Origin of the sequence: Caulobacter sp. SLTY, from assembly GCF_009905535.1 — a bacterium.
In the GTDB taxonomy this organism is placed as follows: Bacteria; Pseudomonadota; Alphaproteobacteria; order Caulobacterales; family Caulobacteraceae; genus Caulobacter.
The window spans coordinates 1-17511 of sequence record NZ_JAAALA010000001.1 but is presented as its reverse complement, the minus strand read 5'-3'; the positions used below and the strand labels follow the sequence as shown (position 1 = coordinate 17511).

Annotated in this window: 17 protein-coding genes and 1 riboswitch; of the genes, 4 read left to right on the top strand and 13 right to left on the bottom strand. The window is 69.8% G+C overall.

Annotation, left to right across the window (positions count from 1 at the left end; all coding sequences use genetic code 11):
• Positions 1–8 precede the first annotated feature (8 nt).
• The gene (locus GVN21_RS00085; RefSeq protein ID WP_166572659.1) at positions 9–524 is read right to left on the bottom strand and encodes a DUF2141 domain-containing protein; all 516 of its coding nucleotides are present in this window, start codon (positions 522–524) and stop codon (positions 9–11) included.
• Between GVN21_RS00085 and GVN21_RS00080 the strand changes: the two genes are divergently transcribed.
• The gene (locus GVN21_RS00080) at positions 513–1334 is read left to right on the top strand and encodes a LytTR family DNA-binding domain-containing protein (RefSeq protein WP_166572658.1); all 822 of its coding nucleotides are present in this window, start codon (positions 513–515) and stop codon (positions 1332–1334) included. The two genes, GVN21_RS00085 and GVN21_RS00080, sit on opposite strands and share 12 nt — an antisense overlap.
• 42 nt (positions 1335–1376) lie before the next feature.
• On the opposite strand, the gene GVN21_RS00075 is transcribed toward GVN21_RS00080, so the two are convergent.
• A complete protein-coding gene (locus GVN21_RS00075; RefSeq protein WP_166572657.1) occupies positions 1377–1706 on the bottom strand; it encodes a hypothetical protein in 330 nt (109 codons plus the stop codon).
• 91 nt (positions 1707–1797) lie between these two features.
• Positions 1798–2000, top strand: a riboswitch (cobalamin riboswitch).
• A gap of 127 nt (positions 2001–2127) precedes the next feature.
• On the opposite strand from GVN21_RS00075, the gene GVN21_RS00070 reads away from it, so the two are divergent.
• Positions 2128–3963 (top strand): TonB-dependent receptor, encoded by a 1836-nt coding sequence (locus GVN21_RS00070; protein WP_166572656.1) that lies wholly within the window; start codon positions 2128–2130, stop codon positions 3961–3963.
• A gap of 143 nt (positions 3964–4106) precedes the next feature.
• On the opposite strand, the gene GVN21_RS00065 is transcribed toward GVN21_RS00070, so the two are convergent.
• The 3 genes from GVN21_RS00065 to GVN21_RS00055 are packed head-to-tail and all read right to left on the bottom strand — an operon-like array spanning position 4107 to position 6768.
• Positions 4107–4808, bottom strand: coding sequence for a glycosyltransferase family protein (locus GVN21_RS00065; protein WP_166572655.1), 702 nt, complete (start codon positions 4806–4808; stop codon positions 4107–4109).
• A gap of 38 nt (positions 4809–4846) precedes the next feature.
• A complete protein-coding gene (locus tag GVN21_RS00060; protein WP_166572654.1) occupies positions 4847–5722 on the bottom strand; it encodes a bifunctional regulator KidO in 876 nt (291 codons plus the stop codon).
• Positions 5719–6768: a hypothetical protein gene (locus GVN21_RS00055; RefSeq protein WP_166572653.1), complete on the bottom strand. Its 1050-nt coding sequence runs from the start codon at positions 6766–6768 to the stop codon at positions 5719–5721. The genes GVN21_RS00060 and GVN21_RS00055 overlap by 4 nt, the downstream gene beginning before the upstream one ends.
• Positions 6769–6891: 123 nt before the next feature.
• On the opposite strand from GVN21_RS00055, the gene GVN21_RS00050 reads away from it, so the two are divergent.
• Positions 6892–7830, top strand: a complete 939-nt coding sequence (locus tag GVN21_RS00050) for an XdhC family protein (protein WP_346764191.1) — start codon at positions 6892–6894, stop codon at positions 7828–7830.
• A gap of 113 nt (positions 7831–7943) precedes the next feature.
• Here the strand turns inward: GVN21_RS00050 and GVN21_RS00045 are convergent, their stop codons facing one another.
• The 3 genes from GVN21_RS00045 to GVN21_RS00035 form a co-directional block, all read right to left on the bottom strand.
• Positions 7944–8726, bottom strand: coding sequence for an SDR family NAD(P)-dependent oxidoreductase (locus tag GVN21_RS00045; protein WP_166572651.1), 783 nt, complete (start codon positions 8724–8726; stop codon positions 7944–7946).
• A 212-nt stretch (positions 8727–8938) separates the two neighbouring features.
• The gene (locus GVN21_RS00040; protein ID WP_166572650.1) at positions 8939–9571 is read right to left on the bottom strand and encodes a 3-oxoacid CoA-transferase subunit B; all 633 of its coding nucleotides are present in this window, start codon (positions 9569–9571) and stop codon (positions 8939–8941) included.
• Positions 9571–10281 carry a CoA transferase subunit A gene (locus tag GVN21_RS00035; protein ID WP_166572649.1) on the bottom strand — a complete coding sequence of 237 codons (711 nt, stop codon included), beginning with the start codon at positions 10279–10281 and terminating at the stop codon, positions 9571–9573. Before GVN21_RS00035 ends, GVN21_RS00040 begins: the two co-directional genes overlap by 1 nt.
• Positions 10282–10424: 143 nt before the next feature.
• On the opposite strand from GVN21_RS00035, the gene GVN21_RS00030 reads away from it, so the two are divergent.
• Positions 10425–12224, top strand: coding sequence for a monovalent cation:proton antiporter-2 (CPA2) family protein (locus GVN21_RS00030; protein ID WP_166572648.1), 1800 nt, complete (start codon positions 10425–10427; stop codon positions 12222–12224).
• Here the strand turns inward: GVN21_RS00030 and proB are convergent.
• The 5 genes from proB to GVN21_RS00005 form a co-directional block, all read right to left on the bottom strand.
• Positions 12221–13330, bottom strand: a complete 1110-nt coding sequence (gene proB / locus GVN21_RS00025) for a glutamate 5-kinase (protein WP_166572647.1) — start codon at positions 13328–13330, stop codon at positions 12221–12223. The genes GVN21_RS00030 and proB overlap by 4 nt on opposite strands.
• Complete coding sequence (locus tag GVN21_RS00020) at positions 13330–13752, bottom strand: hypothetical protein (protein ID WP_166572646.1); 423 nt, start codon at positions 13750–13752, stop codon at positions 13330–13332. The genes proB and GVN21_RS00020 overlap by 1 nt, the downstream gene beginning before the upstream one ends.
• Before the next feature lie 15 nt (positions 13753–13767).
• Positions 13768–14826: a GTPase ObgE gene (obgE, locus tag GVN21_RS00015; RefSeq protein ID WP_166572645.1), complete on the bottom strand. Its 1059-nt coding sequence runs from the start codon at positions 14824–14826 to the stop codon at positions 13768–13770.
• 278 nt (positions 14827–15104) lie between these two features.
• A complete protein-coding gene (locus tag GVN21_RS00010) occupies positions 15105–15743 on the bottom strand; it encodes an outer-membrane lipoprotein carrier protein LolA (protein ID WP_166572644.1) in 639 nt (212 codons plus the stop codon).
• Between the two features lie 72 nt (positions 15744–15815).
• The coding region (locus tag GVN21_RS00005; RefSeq protein WP_166572643.1) for a DNA translocase FtsK at positions 15816–17511 on the bottom strand (1696 nt) is incomplete at its 5' end.

The following is a 17511-nucleotide window of genomic DNA, read 5'->3' as shown; positions in this document are numbered from 1 at the left end:
TCGCTAAGCTATTGGATGGTGATGTCCTGGACCGCGCCCTCGGCGGTGACGTCGAACACCGCATCGGACCAGCGGGGCGGGCCCATGTTGGCCGGGGCGTTGTTGGAGGCGGCGTAGGGCTCCAGCGGGATGCCGTAGGGGTTGGTGTTCATCCGCCCATCCCCGTCGATGTCGTGGAACACCTTGATGGCGTAGCGGCCGGGCTTGAGGCCACTGAGCGTCAGGCTGGCCGTGGCGCCGTTGACCGCCACCCGCTCTCCGGCCACCGGCTTGCCGCCGCCAAACGCGGCCTCGCTGTCATAGACGCCCACATAGAGGGCGCCGGTGGGCGCGGTCAGGCCGGAAAAGGTGACGCTCAAATCGCCCGGCTCTTGCGCTTGGGCGCGACCGGCGTTCACTACGGCGAAGCTCAGCAGCCCGGCGGTGAGGAGGGCGAGGCGGGTGGTGCGGGAGATCATGGTGGTGTGCTCATCGTTGCGGTTGTCGATGACCCAGGGCTTAGGGTCCGACCGATGAGCCCGCATCCGCAAAGCCGCGAGCCGACGCCGCCCGTTCGTGGACGGACAGGCGGCGCCGTTCACGCTTCGCCAGTAGCGGGGACGCTCGCCAACCGTCATGTGCGTGGCACGGTGATCGCCCTGATCGCCGGGGTGTTCCTGGCCCTGACGGGCGCCTTCGAGACCGGCGGCGTGCCGCTCCCCACCCGACTGGTCTACTGGGCCATCCTGATGGCGACGGGATCGGCGGTGGGGGTGGCCATCTCCGCCGTCATAGATCGCACCGGCTGGCTGGAGGAGCGGCCCTGGGTGCAGGGGGCGGTGATCGCCCTGGCGCTCACTCCCGTCCTGATCGTCTTCGTCTGGCTGGTCACCGACCTGCTCTTGAACGGTGGACTGAGGCCGGGCCGGATGATCCACTACGCCCTGCCGGTGCTGATCGTCACCACGGCGCTGACCGCCCTGAACTATGTCGTCCAGCGGCAACCGCAGGAGACCCACGCCCAGCCGACCGGGTCAGGCCCGCCCCGGTTCCTCGACCGCCTGCCGCCCAAGCTGCGCGGCGCCGAGCTTTATGCGGTGGAGGCCGAGGATCACTACCTGCGCCTGCACACCAGCAAGGGCCAGGACCTGATCCTGATGCGCCTGTCCGACGCGGTCGCCGAGCTGGAAGGCATCGAGGGCGCCCGCACCCATCGCTCCTGGTGGGTGGCGAAGGGGGCCGTGGAGGCCGCCCGTCGCGGAGACGGACGCGCTAGCCTGACCCTCAAGGGCGGCGCTGTGGCGCCGGTCAGCCGGGCCTATGCCGGGGCGCTGCGCGCCGCCGGCTGGTACTAGGCCCGTTCCGACAAGTGGGCTCAAACCCGCCCGTGGAGAGCCCTAGTATCCGGGGTTGGTGTAGCAGGCGACCACGATTTCCTTCAGGCGCGTGTTGCTCGGATGCTCCTTGCCCTCCATCGCCGCCTTGTCCATCTCGATGTACTCCGCCTCGGTAAATTCCCGCTCTATGTTGCGGTGGATGCAGCCGCACTGAGCCTCGTTGAGAACGGCGTCCTTCGTGCAGGCCGGCATGAAGTTGGACTTGAACTCGGCCGGGTAGGGCTTGGTGTTGCGGGCCGGCGGCTTGGCGGGCGCGGTCTGGGCGACGGCGGGCCCGACGGCCAGCAGGGTGACCGCGGCAATGGCGGCGAACGATTTCCAATGGGCCATGGCGGCCTCCCCCAAAACAAAGCCGGCCCACACGGCCGTTGGGGGCGAACCCTACATCACCCGTCGGACTTGCCAAGCGTGCTGCAACGCGGCATGAGCCGCGCCAGGCGGTCCCCCCCCCGGGGGCCAAGAGGGAACGGGGTTTGAAACCCCGGCTGTGCCCGCAACTGTAAGCGGCGAGGGCCGCGTCGGTCTCTCCTCTTCACGGAGAGCGCCACTGGGAAACCGGGAAGGCGACGGCGCGAACCCGACGACCCGTGAGCCAGGAGACCTGCCGCCGCAGTCGTTCGTCCGCAGCCCGGGTCCAGGCTGATGGCGCGGGGGAACCCGTTGAAGCGACCGTCGGCCGGCGCGCCGATGTTGTCGCTGACCCTTCCCGCCACGCGGCGCCGCGCGGGCTCCTTTGTTGAGGAGTACGCGCATGCGTATCGCCACCCTGCTTGCCGCAACCAGCGGCCTCGCCCTGCTGTCCACAGCCGCCCTTGCCGCCCCCTCTCTTGCTGATGATGCCGCGGCGGACGTCGATTCGGTGATTGTCACCCGCCTGCCCAGCGAACCGGAGACGGTGCTCGGCCTCACGGTCATCACCGACCAGGAGATCGACGCCCGTCAGTCGGTGTTCGCCGCCGACATCCTCAGCGACGTGCCCGGCCTGTCGCTCAGCCGCAACGGCGCCTTCGGCGGCGTGACCACGGTGCGGATACGCGGCGCGGCGGGGGACAAGACCCTCGTCCTGGTCGACGGAATGGTCCAGAACGACGCCTCCAGCCCCAATGGCGGCTTCGACTTCGCCGGATTCGACCTGGGGGACATCGAGCGGATCGAGATCCTGCAGGGGCCGCAGGGCTCCCTTTGGGGTTCGGACGCCATCGGCGGGGTAATCAGCTTCACCACCCGCGAGCCGAACGGCGTCCGCCTGGCCGTGGAGGGCGGCAGTCATGGGACCGCTCGCGCCAACCTGTCCGGCGGCGTCTCCCAGGAGCGGTTCGCGGTCGGCGGCTCGGTGGCGGCCTATCGCACCGACGGGGTCTCCAAGGCGGCCAACGGGACCGAGGACGACGGTTTCGAAAGCTGGACCGCCAGCCTCGGCGGCCGCGTGGCGCTGGGCGAGAAGGTCACCCTCGACGGACGCGTCCGCTACAACAGATTCCAGGTCGATATCGACGGCTATGACGCCTTCTTCGCCTTCGGCGACACCGCAGACCGGGCCGAATCGGAGTCCTGGAGCGGCTACGCCCGCCTGCGCGCCAACGACCTGATCGGCCTCGACCACAGCCTGACGTTTAGCGCCTATGACCTCTCGCGCGACAACATCTCCGCCTTCTCCTCGACCTACGAGGCCCAACGGACCACCTGGCGCTACACGGCCGGCAGGGGAGGCGCGAAGGACCCTCTGTCGTTCATCGCCGGGATCGAGCGCGACGACACCGAGGCCACGGTCAGTACCGGCGCGGCCTACGACCTGGGCTCGACCTCGGCCTTCGGCGTGTTGCGCTACGCGCCCATCGAAGCGTTGGTTCTGACTGGCGCCCTGCGCCACGACGCGCCGGACGAGTTCGACTCCAAGACCACCGCCCGCCTGTCGGCGACCTGGGCGGTCGGCGGCGGCTTTGCGCTGCAGGCCAGCTGGGGCCAGGGCTACAAGACCCCGACCATCAGCCAGCAGGTCTGCGACTTCTGCTTCCCGGCCGGCCCCTCTGTCGGCCTCAAGCCGGAATCCGCCGACGGCTGGGACCTGGGCGCCTCCTGGCGCTCGGCCGATGATCGCTTCTTCGTCCAGGCCGTCGCCTACCGGCTGGAGGTCGAGGACCAGATTTCCTACGGGACCGGCCGCTATGTGAACATCGACCGCACCCGCACCGACGGCTTCACCCTGTCGGGCGACGCGGTGTTCGGCAACGTCGTGCTCTCCGCCGGCTATGCCTATACCGACGCGGTGGACGACACGACCGGCGCGCGGTTGCTGCGGGTTCCGGAACATTCGGGCCGGATCAGCCTGGGCTGGGAAGGCGAGCGGCTCACCGGCCGCTTCACCGTGCGGGCCGAGGGCGAGCAGGCTGATAGCAATCCCTCGACCTTTAGCCCGGAGGTCCGCGACGGCTTCGTTACCGCCGATGTGGCGGGCGGGTTCAAGATCACCGAGGCGGTCGAACTGACCCTGAGGATCGAGAACCTGACCGACGAGAACTATCAGGAAAGCCTCGGCTACGGGGAGACCGGCCGCGCCGCCTTCATCGGATTCAGATTCCGCCCGTAAGACCCGGAACCGACTGGGGCGATCGGCATTTATTTCTCCGAGGCGTCCGAAAACGCCCCCCCGAAACCCGGGCGCCTCGAATACAAAAGACCCCGCCGGCCCATCCCCCCCGCCGGCGGGGTCAATTGTTTCCAGCCCTTCAACTAAGCCGCGTACTGCGCCATGTCCTGACCGCCGCCGGTCAGGTCCAGGACGTCGCGCATGGCGAACGCCGAGTCGGCCGGGTGCAGGGCGGCGTAGACCGAGCGGGCGAAGGCCAGGTCGGCGTGGGTCTTCACCCTCCAGTCCAGCCCCGATAGATCACGCGGAGCCGCGAAGCTGGCCTGTTTGTGCCGGGCCGGGTCGGCGCGCAGGAAGGCGGTCGGCGAGGTGCGGGCGGCCGGATCGCGCGGCGCCTCGGCGGCGGCGATCAGGGCGGGCGTGCGGATCACCTCCACCTCCAGCCCCTTGGGAAAGCCGAACCAGCCGCGATTGTGGACGTAGTCGGCGCCGCTCTCCAGGGCGATGCGGGCGGCCTTGTCGACGATGGCCGGGTCGACGAAGGGGGCGTCGCCCTTGATCCGAACCACATGGCTGGCCCCGGCGACTTCGGCGCAGCGGGCGAAGCGACCGAGGAGGTCGACCGGCGCGCCGCGATAGACCGCCTGGCCACGGGACACCAGGAAGGCGGCCAGCGGGTCATCGGCCGCCTCGACGCTGGTGGCGACCACAACTTTTGACAGGGTGCGGGCGGCGCGCAGGCGTTCGATCTGGCGCAGCACCATCGGCTGACCGGCCAGGCTGGCCAGGGCTTTGCCGGGAAGCCGGCGAGAGGTCATCCGCGACTGGAGGATGGCGAGGATCATCGGCAAGAGCTCCTTCTGAGCGGGCCTATGAGATGGGTCTAGGCGGCGGCCCAGCTCCCGGAATCCAGGGCGACCGGGTCATCGAGGGCCATATCGTCCCAGTCGAGGTCGGGCGGCGGGCTGGCGGCGGCGGCAATGATGGCCGACAGCTCGGCGGCGGTGGTGGGGCTGACAAGCACGGCGGTCGCCTCCGGGCGCGACAGGGCAAAGCCCAGAGCCGCCTGCAGCGGATCGCTGCGGCCCTCGGCGATCATCCGGCGCACGCGCGACAGGCGCCCGGCGGCGCCCTTCAAGGTGGCGGGCACCCGGTCTGGCGGCAGGAACAGCAAGCCGTTGAGGAAGATCGATCGCAGCTGCACCTCGATCCCCGCCCCGGCGATGCGGGCCAGGGCGCCATCGGCCAGCAGGCGCTGGTCGAGGAGGGAGGCCGGCGCCTGGACCAGGTCCGGCTTGAAGCGCTTGGCCACCCCGAACGGGTCGTCCGAGGCGTGCACCGAGATGCCGATGCGGGCGAACAGGCCCTCGGCCTTCAGCTGTTGCAGCCGGTCCCACAGGGCCATGCCGTGCGGGCCGAACAGCTCGCCGACGGACGGCACCACGATGGCGTCGGCCCGCTCCACGGCCATGCGGCGCAGGGAGTTGCGGGCTTCCTGCTCGACGAAGTCGGGCCCGCGATCAGCCCGGACGCTGTTCAGCGTGAGGCGGAAGGAGGACGGGCGCGGAATCAGGTCGCCGAGAATCTGTTCGGCCCGGCCATAGACGCCCGAGGCGTCGAGCACCGACAGCTTGCCGCGCGCGGCGATCGAGAGGATGTCGCGCGCTTCCACTTCCGGGGGGCGCGAGCGCGGGCCGCTGTTGCCGCCCAGTCCGAACTGGGCGGCGCTGAGGCCGAGCTTGGTGAGGGGGAAACTCATGCGCGTCCTTCGGATGCGGACCGATACGGGTCGTACTCGGGGCGGGGCCGGGCGAAGATCTCGGCCATGCTGCGGGCCATCATCGCCGGCAGCACGGCGGCGTAGGCGTCGATGAGGGCGGAAAGCTCAGGCTCGCCGTGGGCGAAGCTCAAGGCGTGGGGACCGACCACAATCAGGTCGCGGCTGATCATCTCCCGCATCCACAGCCCTTCGAGGACGGGGGCGGCGAACAGCGGGGTCGGCAGTGTGGGATCGCCGGCCAGGGTGAACAGGCGGCCGGCCCCGGCCTTCGCCACCAGGCCCTCGACTTCGGTCTGCAATTCGGCGCCCAGCACCTGCAGGTGGGCGGCGACCGCGGCCTGGCCCAGGAAGTCGAGCGTGGCGCCGGCGGCGGCCAGGCTGTCGGCGCGGGGCGGGGGCAGGTCGGCGGGGTCCAAGGCGGCGATCAGGTCTTTGGAGCCGGCGATGGCGCCGATCGGACGGCCGTTGGCCAGGCCGGCGCCGAACACCGCGAGGTCTGGCTTGACGCCGGTCAGGCCCTGAGCGCCCTGGGCGTGGACACGGAAGCCGCTGGCCCCCTCGTCGAAGATCAGCACGGCGCCGGCCGCGCTGGCCGCCTTGCGGGCGGCGCGCAGCTGGGCCGGGGTCATGCCGAGTGGGTCTGCCAGCACCGCGGCCAGGTCGGTCTCGCCGTTGCAGACGCCCTCGCGGGGCTCCCATACGGCGATGCGCTTGCGGCCGGTGACCTTGCGGGCGGCCGCCACGGCGGCGGGAAGCGCCTGGCCCTCGGCGGCGCAGAAGGCGACGGCCGGCTTGCGCGGCAACAGGGCCGAAAGGGCGGCGGCGGCTCGCGTGGCGTCAGCGCCGCCCTCGGACACCGCTGCCTCGATACGGGGATGGGCATGGCCCAGCAGCACCGCGCCGCCGGCCATGTCGAAATCGATGCGGACGCAGCCGTCCTCGTCGGTCAGCCGGCAGCCGCTGGCCGTCGGCCGGGCCAGCGGCCGGCGCGGGAAGGGGTCTGCGACAAAGGCGGCCTGGGGCATGGCGCCGGCTCCGCGGGAACTTCAGGTCGGCGCCACGTCATGGTGAAGCCGGCGGTAAGCATGCCGGGCAAGACCTTAAGGAACCGGTATCGGGACGGTTGCGCCGGCGTTAATCTGGTCGGCGTGACGCAGGACCTCCCCGACTGGCCCCTCTTTGGCCTCGCCGACGACCAGCGGCCCGCCCTGCGAAAGATGCGCGAGGCGGGTGAGCCGGCCGTGCTGGCCACCATCGCGGGCTTAAGCGGCGGTGGCCCCCGACCGGTCGGAGCGCAGATGGTGTTCGGCCGCGATTTCGTGAGCGGCTTCCTTTCAGGCGGCTGCGTCGAAGGCGATGTGGCCCTTCACGCCGCCGCCTGCCTGGAGGACGGAGCCCCGCGCCGGCTAGTCTATGGCGAGGGCAGTCCCTGGCCGGATATCCGCCTGCTCTGCGGGGCGCGGATCGAGATCGAGGTCGAGCGGATCGCCCCGGACGACCCCGCCATCGGCGCCCTGCTGGCCGCCATGGACGAGCGTCGCCCGGCGAGCTGGACCACCGCCGCCGGCCTGACCCTGAACTATGATCCGGCCTGGCGGATGGTGGTGCTCGGCGCCGACCCGACCGCGCTCGCCACCGCCACCCTGGCCGCCCAGTCCGGATTCGAGACCACCCTGGTCCGCCCGCGCGGACCCCTCGCCTGCCCGCTGGCGGGCGTCGCCTACCGTCGCGACGAACCCGCCACGGCCCTCGCCGCCCTAGACGCCTGGACGGCTGTCGCCATCTGCGGCCACGATATCGACCTGGACCACGCCGCCCTGCTGGCCGCCCTGCCCAGCCCCGCCCCCTATGTCGGCTTGCTCGGCGCCCGTCGGCGGCTGGCCGAGCGGCTCGACCGCCTCCGCGCCGCCGACGTCTCGGACCGCGACCTCGCCCGCTTGCGTGCGCCAATCGGCTTGGACCTCGGCGGGAAGGCTCCTTGGGAGATCGCCGTGGCGGTAGTCGGCGAGGTGGTGGCGTTGAAGCACAAAGGGGGACAGGTTGGCCGCGAAGCGGCCTACCTGTCCCCGGTCAGCGCCGGCGGCTAACCCAACCTCGATCCAGACGGTTCGCGCGAGCGCGTCTGGAGCGCGCATGATCTTTCAGTGGGCGCAAACCGGGGACAGGGAGGCCGCGATGCGGCCACCCGGTCCCCAAGCACCTAAAACCGCTGCGCGCCGTCCAGGCGGATGGTGGTCCCGTTCAGGAAGTCGTTCTCGACGATGTGGGCGGCGAGGATGCCGTATTCGTCGGGATCGCCCATCCGCTTGGGGTTGGGGACCATCGGGCCCCAGTGGGCCTGAGCCTGTTCGTCGGTCATCCGCGAGGAATAGGCGAAGGTCAGGAAGGTGCCCGGCGCGATGGCCATGGCCCGGATGCCCAGCGGCGCCAGGTCCCGCGCCACCGTCAGGGTCATGCCGATGATGCCGCCCTTGGCCGCCGAATAGCCGGCCTGCCCAGGCTGGCCCTCATAGCCGGCGATGGAGGCGGTGTTGATGATCACCCCCCGCTGGTTGGACTCCAGCGGCTCGTTGGCGGCCATGGCCTCGGCCGCCTGGCTGGTCACCGCGAAAGCGCTGTTGAGATAGACGTTCACCGTATGCATGAACTGCGACAGCGGCAGGCGCTTGCCCTCGCGGTTGACGGTGCGGGCAGGTCCCGTGGCGCCGGGGGCGGGCGGGCCGCCATGGACCACCACCGCCGCCCGCAGCGGGGCCAGCGACACCGCCTTGGCCACCGCCTCGGCGATGCTGTCCTCGCTCATGATGTCGGTCTTGACGAAGACCGCGCCGTTGCCGACCTCGGCCGCCAGGGCCTCGCCCCGCTCGGCCTGGACGTCGGCGATCACCACCCGCGCCCCCCGCTGGGCCAGGCGCCTGACAGTGGCGCCGCCGAAACCGCCGGCCCCGCCGGTGACGAGCGCCGATGCGTTGCTGAGATCCATGGTGTGTCCTTCCCTTGACGTTTTGGGAAGGCCAGCACGTCGCGGCGCCGTTGGAAAGATTCACGTGGCGTAAGGCGCCGTTGGGGGACGGGTTGGCGCGCAGCGCCTACCTGTCCCCGGTCAGCGCCGGCGGGCAAGTCAGGCTGGCTCCAGACGCGTCGCGCAAACCGTCTGGATCGCGCCTTGGAAAGTCTACAGCGCCAACCGGTCCCCTAGACCTCGAAGTCCGCCTCGGTCTTGGCCTTCACCTCGTCCAGGGTCACGCCCGGCGCCAGTTCCAGCAGCTTCACCCCGGCGCCGCGGCCGATGCTGAAGACGCCCAGGTCGGTGATCAGGGTGTCGACCACCGCCTTGCCGGTCAGCGGCAGGGTGCATTCCTTGAGGAGCTTCGGCGCGCCGGTCTTTTCGCAGTGGTCCATGACCACCACCACCCGCTTGACCCCGGCCACCAGGTCCATGGCCCCGCCCATGCCCTTGACCATCTTGCCCGGCACCATCCAGTTGGCGAGGTCGCCGTTGGCCGCCACCTGCATGGCGCCGAGGATGGAGAGGTCGATGTGCCCGCCGCGGATCATGGCGAAGCTGTCGGCGCTGGAGAAATAGCTGCTGGAGGCCAGCTCGGTGATCGTCTGCTTGCCGGCGTTGATCAGGTCGGCGTCCTCCTCCCCCTCATAGGGGAAGGGGCCCATGCCCAGCATGCCGTTCTCGCTCTGCAGGGTCACATGCATCCCTTCGGGGATGTAGTTGGCCACCAGCGTCGGAATGCCGATGCCGAGGTTCACATAGAAGCCGTCCTGCAGTTCGCGGGCGGCGCGGGCGGCGGTCTCGTCGCGGGTCCAGGCCATCAGGCGGTTTCCTTCTGGCGGGTGGTGACGCGCTCGATGCGCTTCTCGAACACCGCGCCCTTGAAGACGCGATCCACATAGATGCCGGGGGTGTGGATGTTGTCCTTGTCGAGGTCGCCAATTTCTACAATTTGCTCGACCTCGACGAGACAAACCTTGCCCGCCGTGGCCATCATCGGATTGAAGTTCCGGGCGGTCTTTCGATAGATCAGGTTGCCTTCGCGGTCGGCCTTCCAGGCTTTGACGATGGAGAGGTCGGCCTTCAGCCCCGTCTCCATAACGTATTCCTCGCCATCAAACTCACGGACTTCCTTGCCCTCGGCCACCAGGGTGCCGACACCAGTCTTGGTGAAGAAGGCGGGGATGCCCGCCCCGCCGGCCCGGATACGCTCGGCCAGCGTGCCCTGCGGATTGAATTCCAGCTCCAGTTCACCGGAGAGATAGAGCTGTTCGAACAGCTTGTTCTCGCCGACATAGCTGCTGATCATCTTCTTGATCTGCCGGTTCTCCAGCAGGATGCCGAGGCCGAACCCATCCACGCCGCAGTTGTTGGAGACTACGGTCAGGTCCTTGACCCCCGTCTCGCGGATCGCCGCGATCAGGTTCTCGGGAATGCCGCAGAGGCCGAAGCCCCCGGCCATGATGGTCATGCCGTCGAACAACACCCCTTCGAGGGCTGCGGCGGCGTCCTTGCGGACCTTGTCGGCCATGATCGCTCCTGACTGAATTTCCGGGGTCGTTTGGCCCGGATCGGCGCGAAATTCAACTATTGATGAAATTCGCGGTTCGGCTTCATGCAGGCTAGCATGAGGCGGTGACGCCGCGACAGGCGTTGAGGGAAAGGTCGGGGTAGATGGCGGCGGAATCGGGCGGCGTGGACCTTCTGCAGGTGGTGGCCGTCCTCGGCGCGGGGGTGGTGGCCGGGCCACTGTTCAAGCGGCTGGGGTTCGGCTCCATCCTCGGCTACCTGGTCGCCGGAATGCTGATCGGGCCGTTTGGGCTTAAAGTTCTGACAGAGCCGGAGACCATCCTGCATATCGCCGAGCTCGGCGTGATCATGTTCCTGTTCATCATCGGGCTGGAGATGCGGCCCAAGCGGCTGTGGAGCATGAAGAAGGACATCTTCGGGCTCGGCGCCGCCCAGGTGGTCGGCTGCGGCCTGTTGATGACCGGGGTGGCCTATGGGCTGGGCGTGCCGCTGGCCGCCGCCTTCATCGGGGCGATGGGCTTCGTGCTCTCCTCGACCGCCGTGATCATGCAGACCCTGGAGGAGCGCGGCGAGATCGCCAAGCCGGCCGGCCAGCGGTCGATCGCCATCCTGCTGCTGGAAGATTTGGCCATCGTGCCGCTGCTGGCGATCGTGGCCCTGATGGCTCCGGTGCAGGACAATGCGCCCAGCCGCTGGCTGTCATTCGGCATCGCCATTGCCGCCCTGGTCGGGCTGTATGTGGTCGGTCGCTGGCTGCTTAACCCGATGTTCCGGCTGCTGTCCCGAGCCAAGGCGCGGGAGGTGATGACCGCCGCTGCCCTGCTGGTCGTGCTGGGGGCGGCGGTGTTCATGCAGGCGGGCGGCCTGTCCATGGCCATGGGCGCCTTCATGGCCGGGGTGCTGCTGTCCGAAAGCGCCTACCGACACCAGCTGGAAGCCGACATCGACCCCTTCCGCTCGATCCTGCTCGGCCTGTTCTTCATGGCCGTCGGCATGTCGCTGAACATCGCCGTGGTGATCCAGGACTGGCGCTATCTGGCCCTGCTGGTCGCGTCGCTGATGGCGGCCAAGGCGCTCGGCATCTTCATGGTGGCCCGGCTGTTCAAGGCCGCGCCGCTGGAGGCCGCCAAGCGGGCCGCCCTGTTCGCTCAAGGCGGCGAATTCGCCTTCGTCCTCTACAGCGCCGCCGCCATGGCCGGGGTCATCGACGGCCGCCAGAACGCCATCATGACGGCCGCCGTCATCCTGTCGATGCTGGCCACGCCCTTCGTGCTGATGATCACCGACCGACTGCTGCCGAAGCCCAAGCAGGACCTGGACGGCGTCGAGGCGCCGGACGGCCTCACCGGCAAGGTGCTGGTCATCGGCTTTGGCCGCTTCGGCCAGGTGGCCTGTCAGATGCTGCTGGCGCGCGGCGTCGACGTCAGCCTGATGGACATCAACGCCGACCGGATCCGCAACGCCGAGCCCTTCGGCTTCAAGGTCTGGTACGGCGACGGCACGCGGCTGGACATCCTGCGCGCCGCCGGCGCCGCCGAGGCGCGGCTGATCGCCGTCTGCGTCGACAAGCGGGACGCCGCCGAGAAGATCGTCGAGCTTTGCCAGGCCGAGTTCCCCCAGGCCGAGCTGATGGTCCGCGCCTTCGACCGGGGTCACGCGCTGGACCTTGTGAAGAAGGAGGTCGCCTATCAGATCCGCGAGACCTTCGAGTCCGCCCTGACCTTCGGCGCGGCGGCCCTGGAACACCTCGGCCTCGACGACCATGAGGTGGCCGAGACCCTCGAGGACATCCGCCAACGCGACCAGGACCGCTTCGACCTGGAAATCGCCGGCGGCATCTATGCCGGCGTCGGCGTGCTGTACGGCAACGCCCCGGTCCCGGCCCCGCTGTTCCCGGCCAGGAAGCAGAAGGATGCGGAGCCGGAGACGGAAGAGAAGGCCTAGCCCCTCACTAGATCGTCCGCATGCACCATCGGCCCGGCGGTAAAGCCGATCGCTGCCTCGATGGCGTCCGACCTCAGGCCGGCAATCTTCTCGGCGTCCTCGGCGTCGTAACGGGACAAGCCCCGGCCGATCTCCGCGCCGTCCTCGCCGACGATGCGCACCGCGTCGCCCTTGCCGAAGCGGCCGGCCACCCCGCGCACCCCCGCGGCCAGCAGGCTCTTGCCCTTGCTCAGGGCGGCGGCGGCGCCGGCGTCCACGGTCAGCACCCCGGCCGGCGACAGGCTGCCGGCGATCCAACTCTTGTAGGCTGCCGAAGGTGTCGTCCCAGCCTCGATGAGGGTCGCCTCCGCGCCTTCACCCAGGGCCGCCAGCGGCCGCACGCGCTTGCCGAGCGTAATGATGGTGGCGCAGCCCGCCGCCTGGGCGATTCTGGCCGCCGCCAGCTTGGTGGCCATGCCGCCGGTGCCGACCCCGGCGCCGGCGTTGGCGCCGCCCGCCATGGCGACGATCTCCGGCGTCAGGGTCTCGATCCGCTCCAGTCGCACGGCCGACGGATCGCGGCGCGGATCGGCGGTGTAGAGGCCGTCGATGTCGCTCAGCAGCACCAGACGGTCGGCGCCGATCATCTGGGCCACGCGGGCGGCCAGGCGGTCATTGTCGCCGTAGCGGATTTCCTCGGTGACCACGGTGTCGTTTTCGTTGACGACCGGGATGGCGCCGAGGGCCAGCAGAGTCTCGGTCGTGGCGCGGGCGTTGAGCCAGCGGCGGCGCACCTCAGTGTCGTCGCGGGTCATCAGGATCTGGGCGACGGCGCGGCCGTGCGGCTCGAACGCCTCTTCCCAGGCCCGCATCAGCAGCGACTGGCCGGCGGCGGCCGAGGCCTGCTTTTCCGGCAGGGTCAGCTTCCGCGCTCCCAGACCCAGCCGGCCTCGGCCCAGCGCCACGGCGCCGGAAGAGACCACCAGCACCTGAGTTCCGGCCTCAGCGATAGCGGCGGCGTCGGCGGCGAAAGCGGCCAGCCAGGCGCGGTCGGCCGCGCCGGTGGCGGCGTCGGCGACCAGGGCCGAGCCGACCTTGACGACAATCCGCCGCGCCCCCCGCAGCATCAGCCGGCGGGCTTCAACTGGTCAGCGGCCTTCTCGCAGGCGGCGGGGACGCCGCTGGTCCGCCAGACCGACGCCGCGCCATCGGCCTTGAACGCCACCGCGACCAGGCAGTCGCCACCGCCCTCTCGGCGGCAGGACAGATCGCCGGCCGGGCCGCCGCCGCAGACGGTCTCGCCGGGGAGGTTGATGGTCCAGAACAGCACCTGGCCGTCGGTGGCCTGACGGATGCTGCCGGCCGGGCCAAGCCGGGCCGTGAAGGCGGTCGTCGGCTTGCCCTTCAGCTCGCCCAGCGCGGCTTCCAGCCGAGCCGAGGGCGGCGGCGCTTCAGCCGGCTTGGCCGCCGGCGGCGGAGCAGCGGGCGGGGAGGCTTGCGCCGCAGGTTGCACGAGGAACAGCAGGGCGGAGAGCAGGGGAGCGATCATGGACACGACCTTACGCTAGACCGGCGACCAGGGGGCGTCTTGCGAGGTGTCGTCCGCCTCGTCTTCATCCACGACTTCGCCGCGCTCGCGCCGGACCCGCTTCCAGCATTCGCGCAGTAGTTCGCGCACCCCTTCGCCGGAGACGCCGGAGACCAGCCGGGGGGTGATGCCTGTCGCCTCGCGGAACTCCTCGACGCGCCAGCCGCGCGTTTCCTCGTCGACCGCGTCGATCTTCGAGAGGGCGACGATCTCGTGCCGCTCGCCTAAGCCCTCGCCATAGGCTTCCAGTTCGGTGCGCACCGTCTTCCAGGCCTCGACGATGTCGTCCTGTGTGATGTCGACCAGATGGATCAGAACCGCCGTGCGCTCCACATGGCCCAGGAACCGGGTGCCAAGCCCCTGGCCTTCCGAGGCGCCCTCGATCAGACCGGGGATGTCGGCCAGCACGAACCGCTCACCGACGGACAGATCGACCATGCCGAGGTTCGGGGCCAGCGTGGTGAAGGGGTAGTCGGCGATCTTCGGCCGCGCCGCGCTGGCCGCCGCCAGGAAGGTCGACTTGCCGGCGTTGGGGAGGCCGACCAGACCGGCGTCGGCGATCAGCTTGAGGCGAAGCCAGATGGTCTTCTCCTCGCCTTCCTGGCCGGGATTGGCGTGCTTGGGCGCCTGGTTGATCGGCCCCTTGAAGCGGTCGTTGCCCCAGCCACCGTTGCCGCCCTTGGCCAGCAGGATGCGGGTCCCCGCCTCGTCCAGGTCGGCGATCAGGGTTTCCTTGTCGTCCTCGAGCACCTGGGTGCCGACCGGGACCTTGAGCACGACGTCCTCGCCGGCCGCCCCGTGGCGGTTGCGGCCCATGCCGTGGATGCCGGTGCCGGCCTTGAAATGCTGCTGGTAGCGGTAGTCGATCAGGGTGTTCAGCCCCTCGACCGCCTCGATCCAGACATCGCCGCCCCGGCCGCCATCCCCGCCGTCCGGGCCGCCGTACTCGATGTACTTCTCGCGCCGGAACGACACGGCGCCGCCGCCGCCGTTGCCGGAGCGGATGTAGATCTTGCACTGGTCGAGAAACTTCATCGGGGCCTTATGCGGGAGAAGGGCGACAGAAAAAAGCCCGACGCTGCCAGGCGCCGTGCCCAAGGCCGGAAGAAAAACGCCCGACGCTGTTAAGCGCCGGGCGGGGAAAAGTTGTCTCTCATGCCGCCGCCGGGAGGGGATAGGTTTCCGGCACGGTCCGCGGCGGCGCGAGGTCGGACGCGCCAACCGCCATGTGTTGCATTAGAACAACTTAAGCCGGGAAACGTCAACGACAATTCCGTGAAACCTTGGCTGTGTCGGGTTCGACACAGTCCGGATCAAGGTCGGCCGGTCTTCCTGGGCTCTGGATAGGGAGTGGCGAACAGCTTGGGGTCGAGGCCGGACGCCCGCTCCAGATTGGTCAGTCGTACGCGGGTCGAGCCCTGCACCGTGCTGATGGTCCAACCCATCAGCGACATCGGGGAGTCCGCGAAATTCAGGGTCAGGCTGCCGCGCGTCTGCTTGCGCCCATCCTGGACGGTCAGGGAGAAGCCGCCTTGCAGCTTCGACACCCGCGTCACCACCACCCCCCGGTCCAGCCGGATCTCCCGCGCCAGGAACAGGGCCAGCGGCGTCTGGCCCAGTGGATAGCGGCTGACGGTCTTCAGCCGGGTGTCGGCCTCGGAGACAAACCGCCCGTCGCTGACCAGCAGCTTGCTGACCGGGGCGTCATAGGCGAACCGCGCCTTGCCCGGGCGCTGCAGGTAGAAGGCGCCCTGGCTCTCGGTCCCGCGCGGATCGGTCTGGATGAACCGTCCCTTGGCGGCGTCGAGCCCCTGCAGATAGGCGGTCGCCTTGTCGACCAGCGCCTTGTCGGCGGCCGACAGGGCCGCGAGGGCCGGCGACGCCAGCAGCGAGGCGGCGGGAAGCGCGATCAGCCCGGCAAGGGCGGCGCGGCGGTCGAGGGTCTGGGTCATGTCGGCCCTAAAGTCGTTGGTCGTCCTTCGGGTTGCAAGGTGACGCGTCCAAGGGGCGAAAAGGAGGCTGCGCTAGGGCGGCGGCCCCACCAGGATTTCGCGTTTGCCCGCGTGGTTGGCGGCCCCGACGATGCCTTCTCGCTCCATCCGCTCCATCAGCGAAGCGGCGCGGTTGTAGCCGATCTGCAGGCGGCGCTGGATGTAGCTGGTCGAGGCCTTGCGGTCGCGGGTGACCACGGCCACGGCGTGGTCGTAGAGATCGCCGCCCGAGCCGTCGGCGGCCACGGCCCCCTCGCCTTCGCCGTCCTCGTCCTCGCCGGCGGTGACTTCCTCCAGGTACTGGGGCTCGCCCTGGTCGCGCAGGAACTTGGCCACGGCCTCGACCTCGCCGTCGGACACGAACGGGCCGTGCAGGCGCGTCGTGCGCCCGCCGCCGGCCATGTAGAGCATGTCGCCCATACCCAGCAGCTGCTCGGCGCCTTGCTCGCCCAGGATGGTGCGGGCGTCGATCTTGGAGGTGACCTGGAAGCTGATCCGGGTCGGGAAATTGGCCTTGATGGTGCCGGTGATCACGTCCACCGACGGGCGCTGGGTGGCCATGATCAGGTGGATGCCGGCGGCGCGCGCCATCTGGGCCAGCCGTTGGACAGCGCCTTCGATGTCCTTGCCGGCCACCATCATCAGGTCGGCCACCTCGTCGATGACCACAACCAGGTAAGGCATGTGCTCGGGCCGAATCTTCTCGGACTCGTAGATGGCGCGGCCGGCGTCGTCGAAGCCGGTCTGGACGGTGCGCTCGAAGTGCTCGCCCTTTTCCAGCGCCTCGCGGGCCCGCTCGTTGTAGCCGCCGATGTTGCGCACGCCGATCTTCGACATCCGGCGATAGCGGTCCTCCATCTCCCGGACGGTCCACTTCAGCGCCACGATGGCCTTCTTCGGGTCGGTGACCACCGGCGCAAGCAGGTGCGGGATGCCGTCATAGACGCTGAGCTCCAGCATCTTGGGGTCGATCATGATGAACCGGCACTGGTCCGGCGGCAGCCGATAGAGGATCGACAGGATCATGGCGTTGACCCCCACCGACTTGCCCGAGCCGGTGGTGCCGGCGATCAAGAGGTGGGGCATCTTGGCCAGGTCGGCGATGTAGGGCTCGCCGCCGATGCCCTCGCCCAGCGCCATCGGCAGGATGGTGCCGGGCTTTTCATAGTCGGGGCAGGACAGCAGGTCGCGCAGATAGACGGTCTCGCGCCTGGCGTTGGGCAGCTCGATGCCGATGGCGTTGCGGCCGGAAACCACCGCCACGCGGCAGGCGGCGACGCTCATCGAGCGGGCGATGTCGTCGCTCAGGGCCACCACGCGGGCGCTCTTGACCCCAGCGGCGGGGGTAAGTTCGTAGAGGGTGACCACGGGGCCTGGCCGAATCTGGTCGATCTGGCCGCGGACGCCGAACTCGGCCAGCACGCTTTCCAGCAGCCGGGCGTTCTGGCGCAGGGCCGCCTCGTCGAAGGTGGCCGCGCGCGGCTTCGGCTGGGCCAGCATCGACAGCTCAGGCAGCTGGAAGCCGTCCTCGCCGCCGTCGAAGTCGAAGGCCGGCTGGCGTTCGCGGGTTTCGCGGGTGGAGTTGCGGGCCGGGACCTTGGGCTGGCGGATGGCCAGCTTGGGCTCGGGCGCGGCGACCTGCGGCTCGTCCTGGTCGGGCTGGACCTCGACCTGGGCGCGCGCGGCGGGGGCCGGGCGCGACCAGGTCGAGGTCCAGCCCGACCAGGAC

Bases quoted from the DNA above. Each gene is read 5' to 3' on its own strand.
- GVN21_RS00065 (WP_166572655.1), bottom strand. From the start codon at position 4,808: ATGATCCTCGCCATCCTCCAGTCGCGGATGACCTCTCGCCGGCTTCCC.
- GVN21_RS00060 (WP_166572654.1), bottom strand. From the start codon at position 5,722: ATGAGTTTCCCCCTCACCAAGCTCGGCCTCAGCGCCGCCCAGTTCGGA.
- GVN21_RS00010 (WP_166572644.1), bottom strand. From the start codon at position 15,743: ATGACCCAGACCCTCGACCGCCGCGCCGCCCTTGCCGGGCTGATCGCG.
- proB (WP_166572647.1), bottom strand. From the start codon at position 13,330: ATGCTGCGGGGGGCGCGGCGGATTGTCGTCAAGGTCGGCTCGGCCCTG.
- GVN21_RS00030 (WP_166572648.1), top strand. From the start codon at position 10,425: ATGGCGGCGGAATCGGGCGGCGTGGACCTTCTGCAGGTGGTGGCCGTC.
- GVN21_RS00040 (WP_166572650.1), bottom strand. From the start codon at position 9,571: ATGGCCTGGACCCGCGACGAGACCGCCGCCCGCGCCGCCCGCGAACTG.
- GVN21_RS00055 (WP_166572653.1), bottom strand. From the start codon at position 6,768: ATGCCCCAGGCCGCCTTTGTCGCAGACCCCTTCCCGCGCCGGCCGCTG.
- GVN21_RS00045 (WP_166572651.1), bottom strand. From the start codon at position 8,726: ATGGATCTCAGCAACGCATCGGCGCTCGTCACCGGCGGGGCCGGCGGT.
- obgE (WP_166572645.1), bottom strand. From the start codon at position 14,826: ATGAAGTTTCTCGACCAGTGCAAGATCTACATCCGCTCCGGCAACGGC.
- GVN21_RS00020 (WP_166572646.1), bottom strand. From the start codon at position 13,752: ATGATCGCTCCCCTGCTCTCCGCCCTGCTGTTCCTCGTGCAACCTGCG.
- GVN21_RS00070 (WP_166572656.1), top strand. From the start codon at position 2,128: ATGCGTATCGCCACCCTGCTTGCCGCAACCAGCGGCCTCGCCCTGCTG.
- GVN21_RS00080 (WP_166572658.1), top strand. From the start codon at position 513: ATGAGCCCGCATCCGCAAAGCCGCGAGCCGACGCCGCCCGTTCGTGGA.
- GVN21_RS00075 (WP_166572657.1), bottom strand. From the start codon at position 1,706: ATGGCCCATTGGAAATCGTTCGCCGCCATTGCCGCGGTCACCCTGCTG.
- GVN21_RS00035 (WP_166572649.1), bottom strand. From the start codon at position 10,281: ATGGCCGACAAGGTCCGCAAGGACGCCGCCGCAGCCCTCGAAGGGGTG.
- GVN21_RS00085 (WP_166572659.1), bottom strand. From the start codon at position 524: ATGCGGGCTCATCGGTCGGACCCTAAGCCCTGGGTCATCGACAACCGC.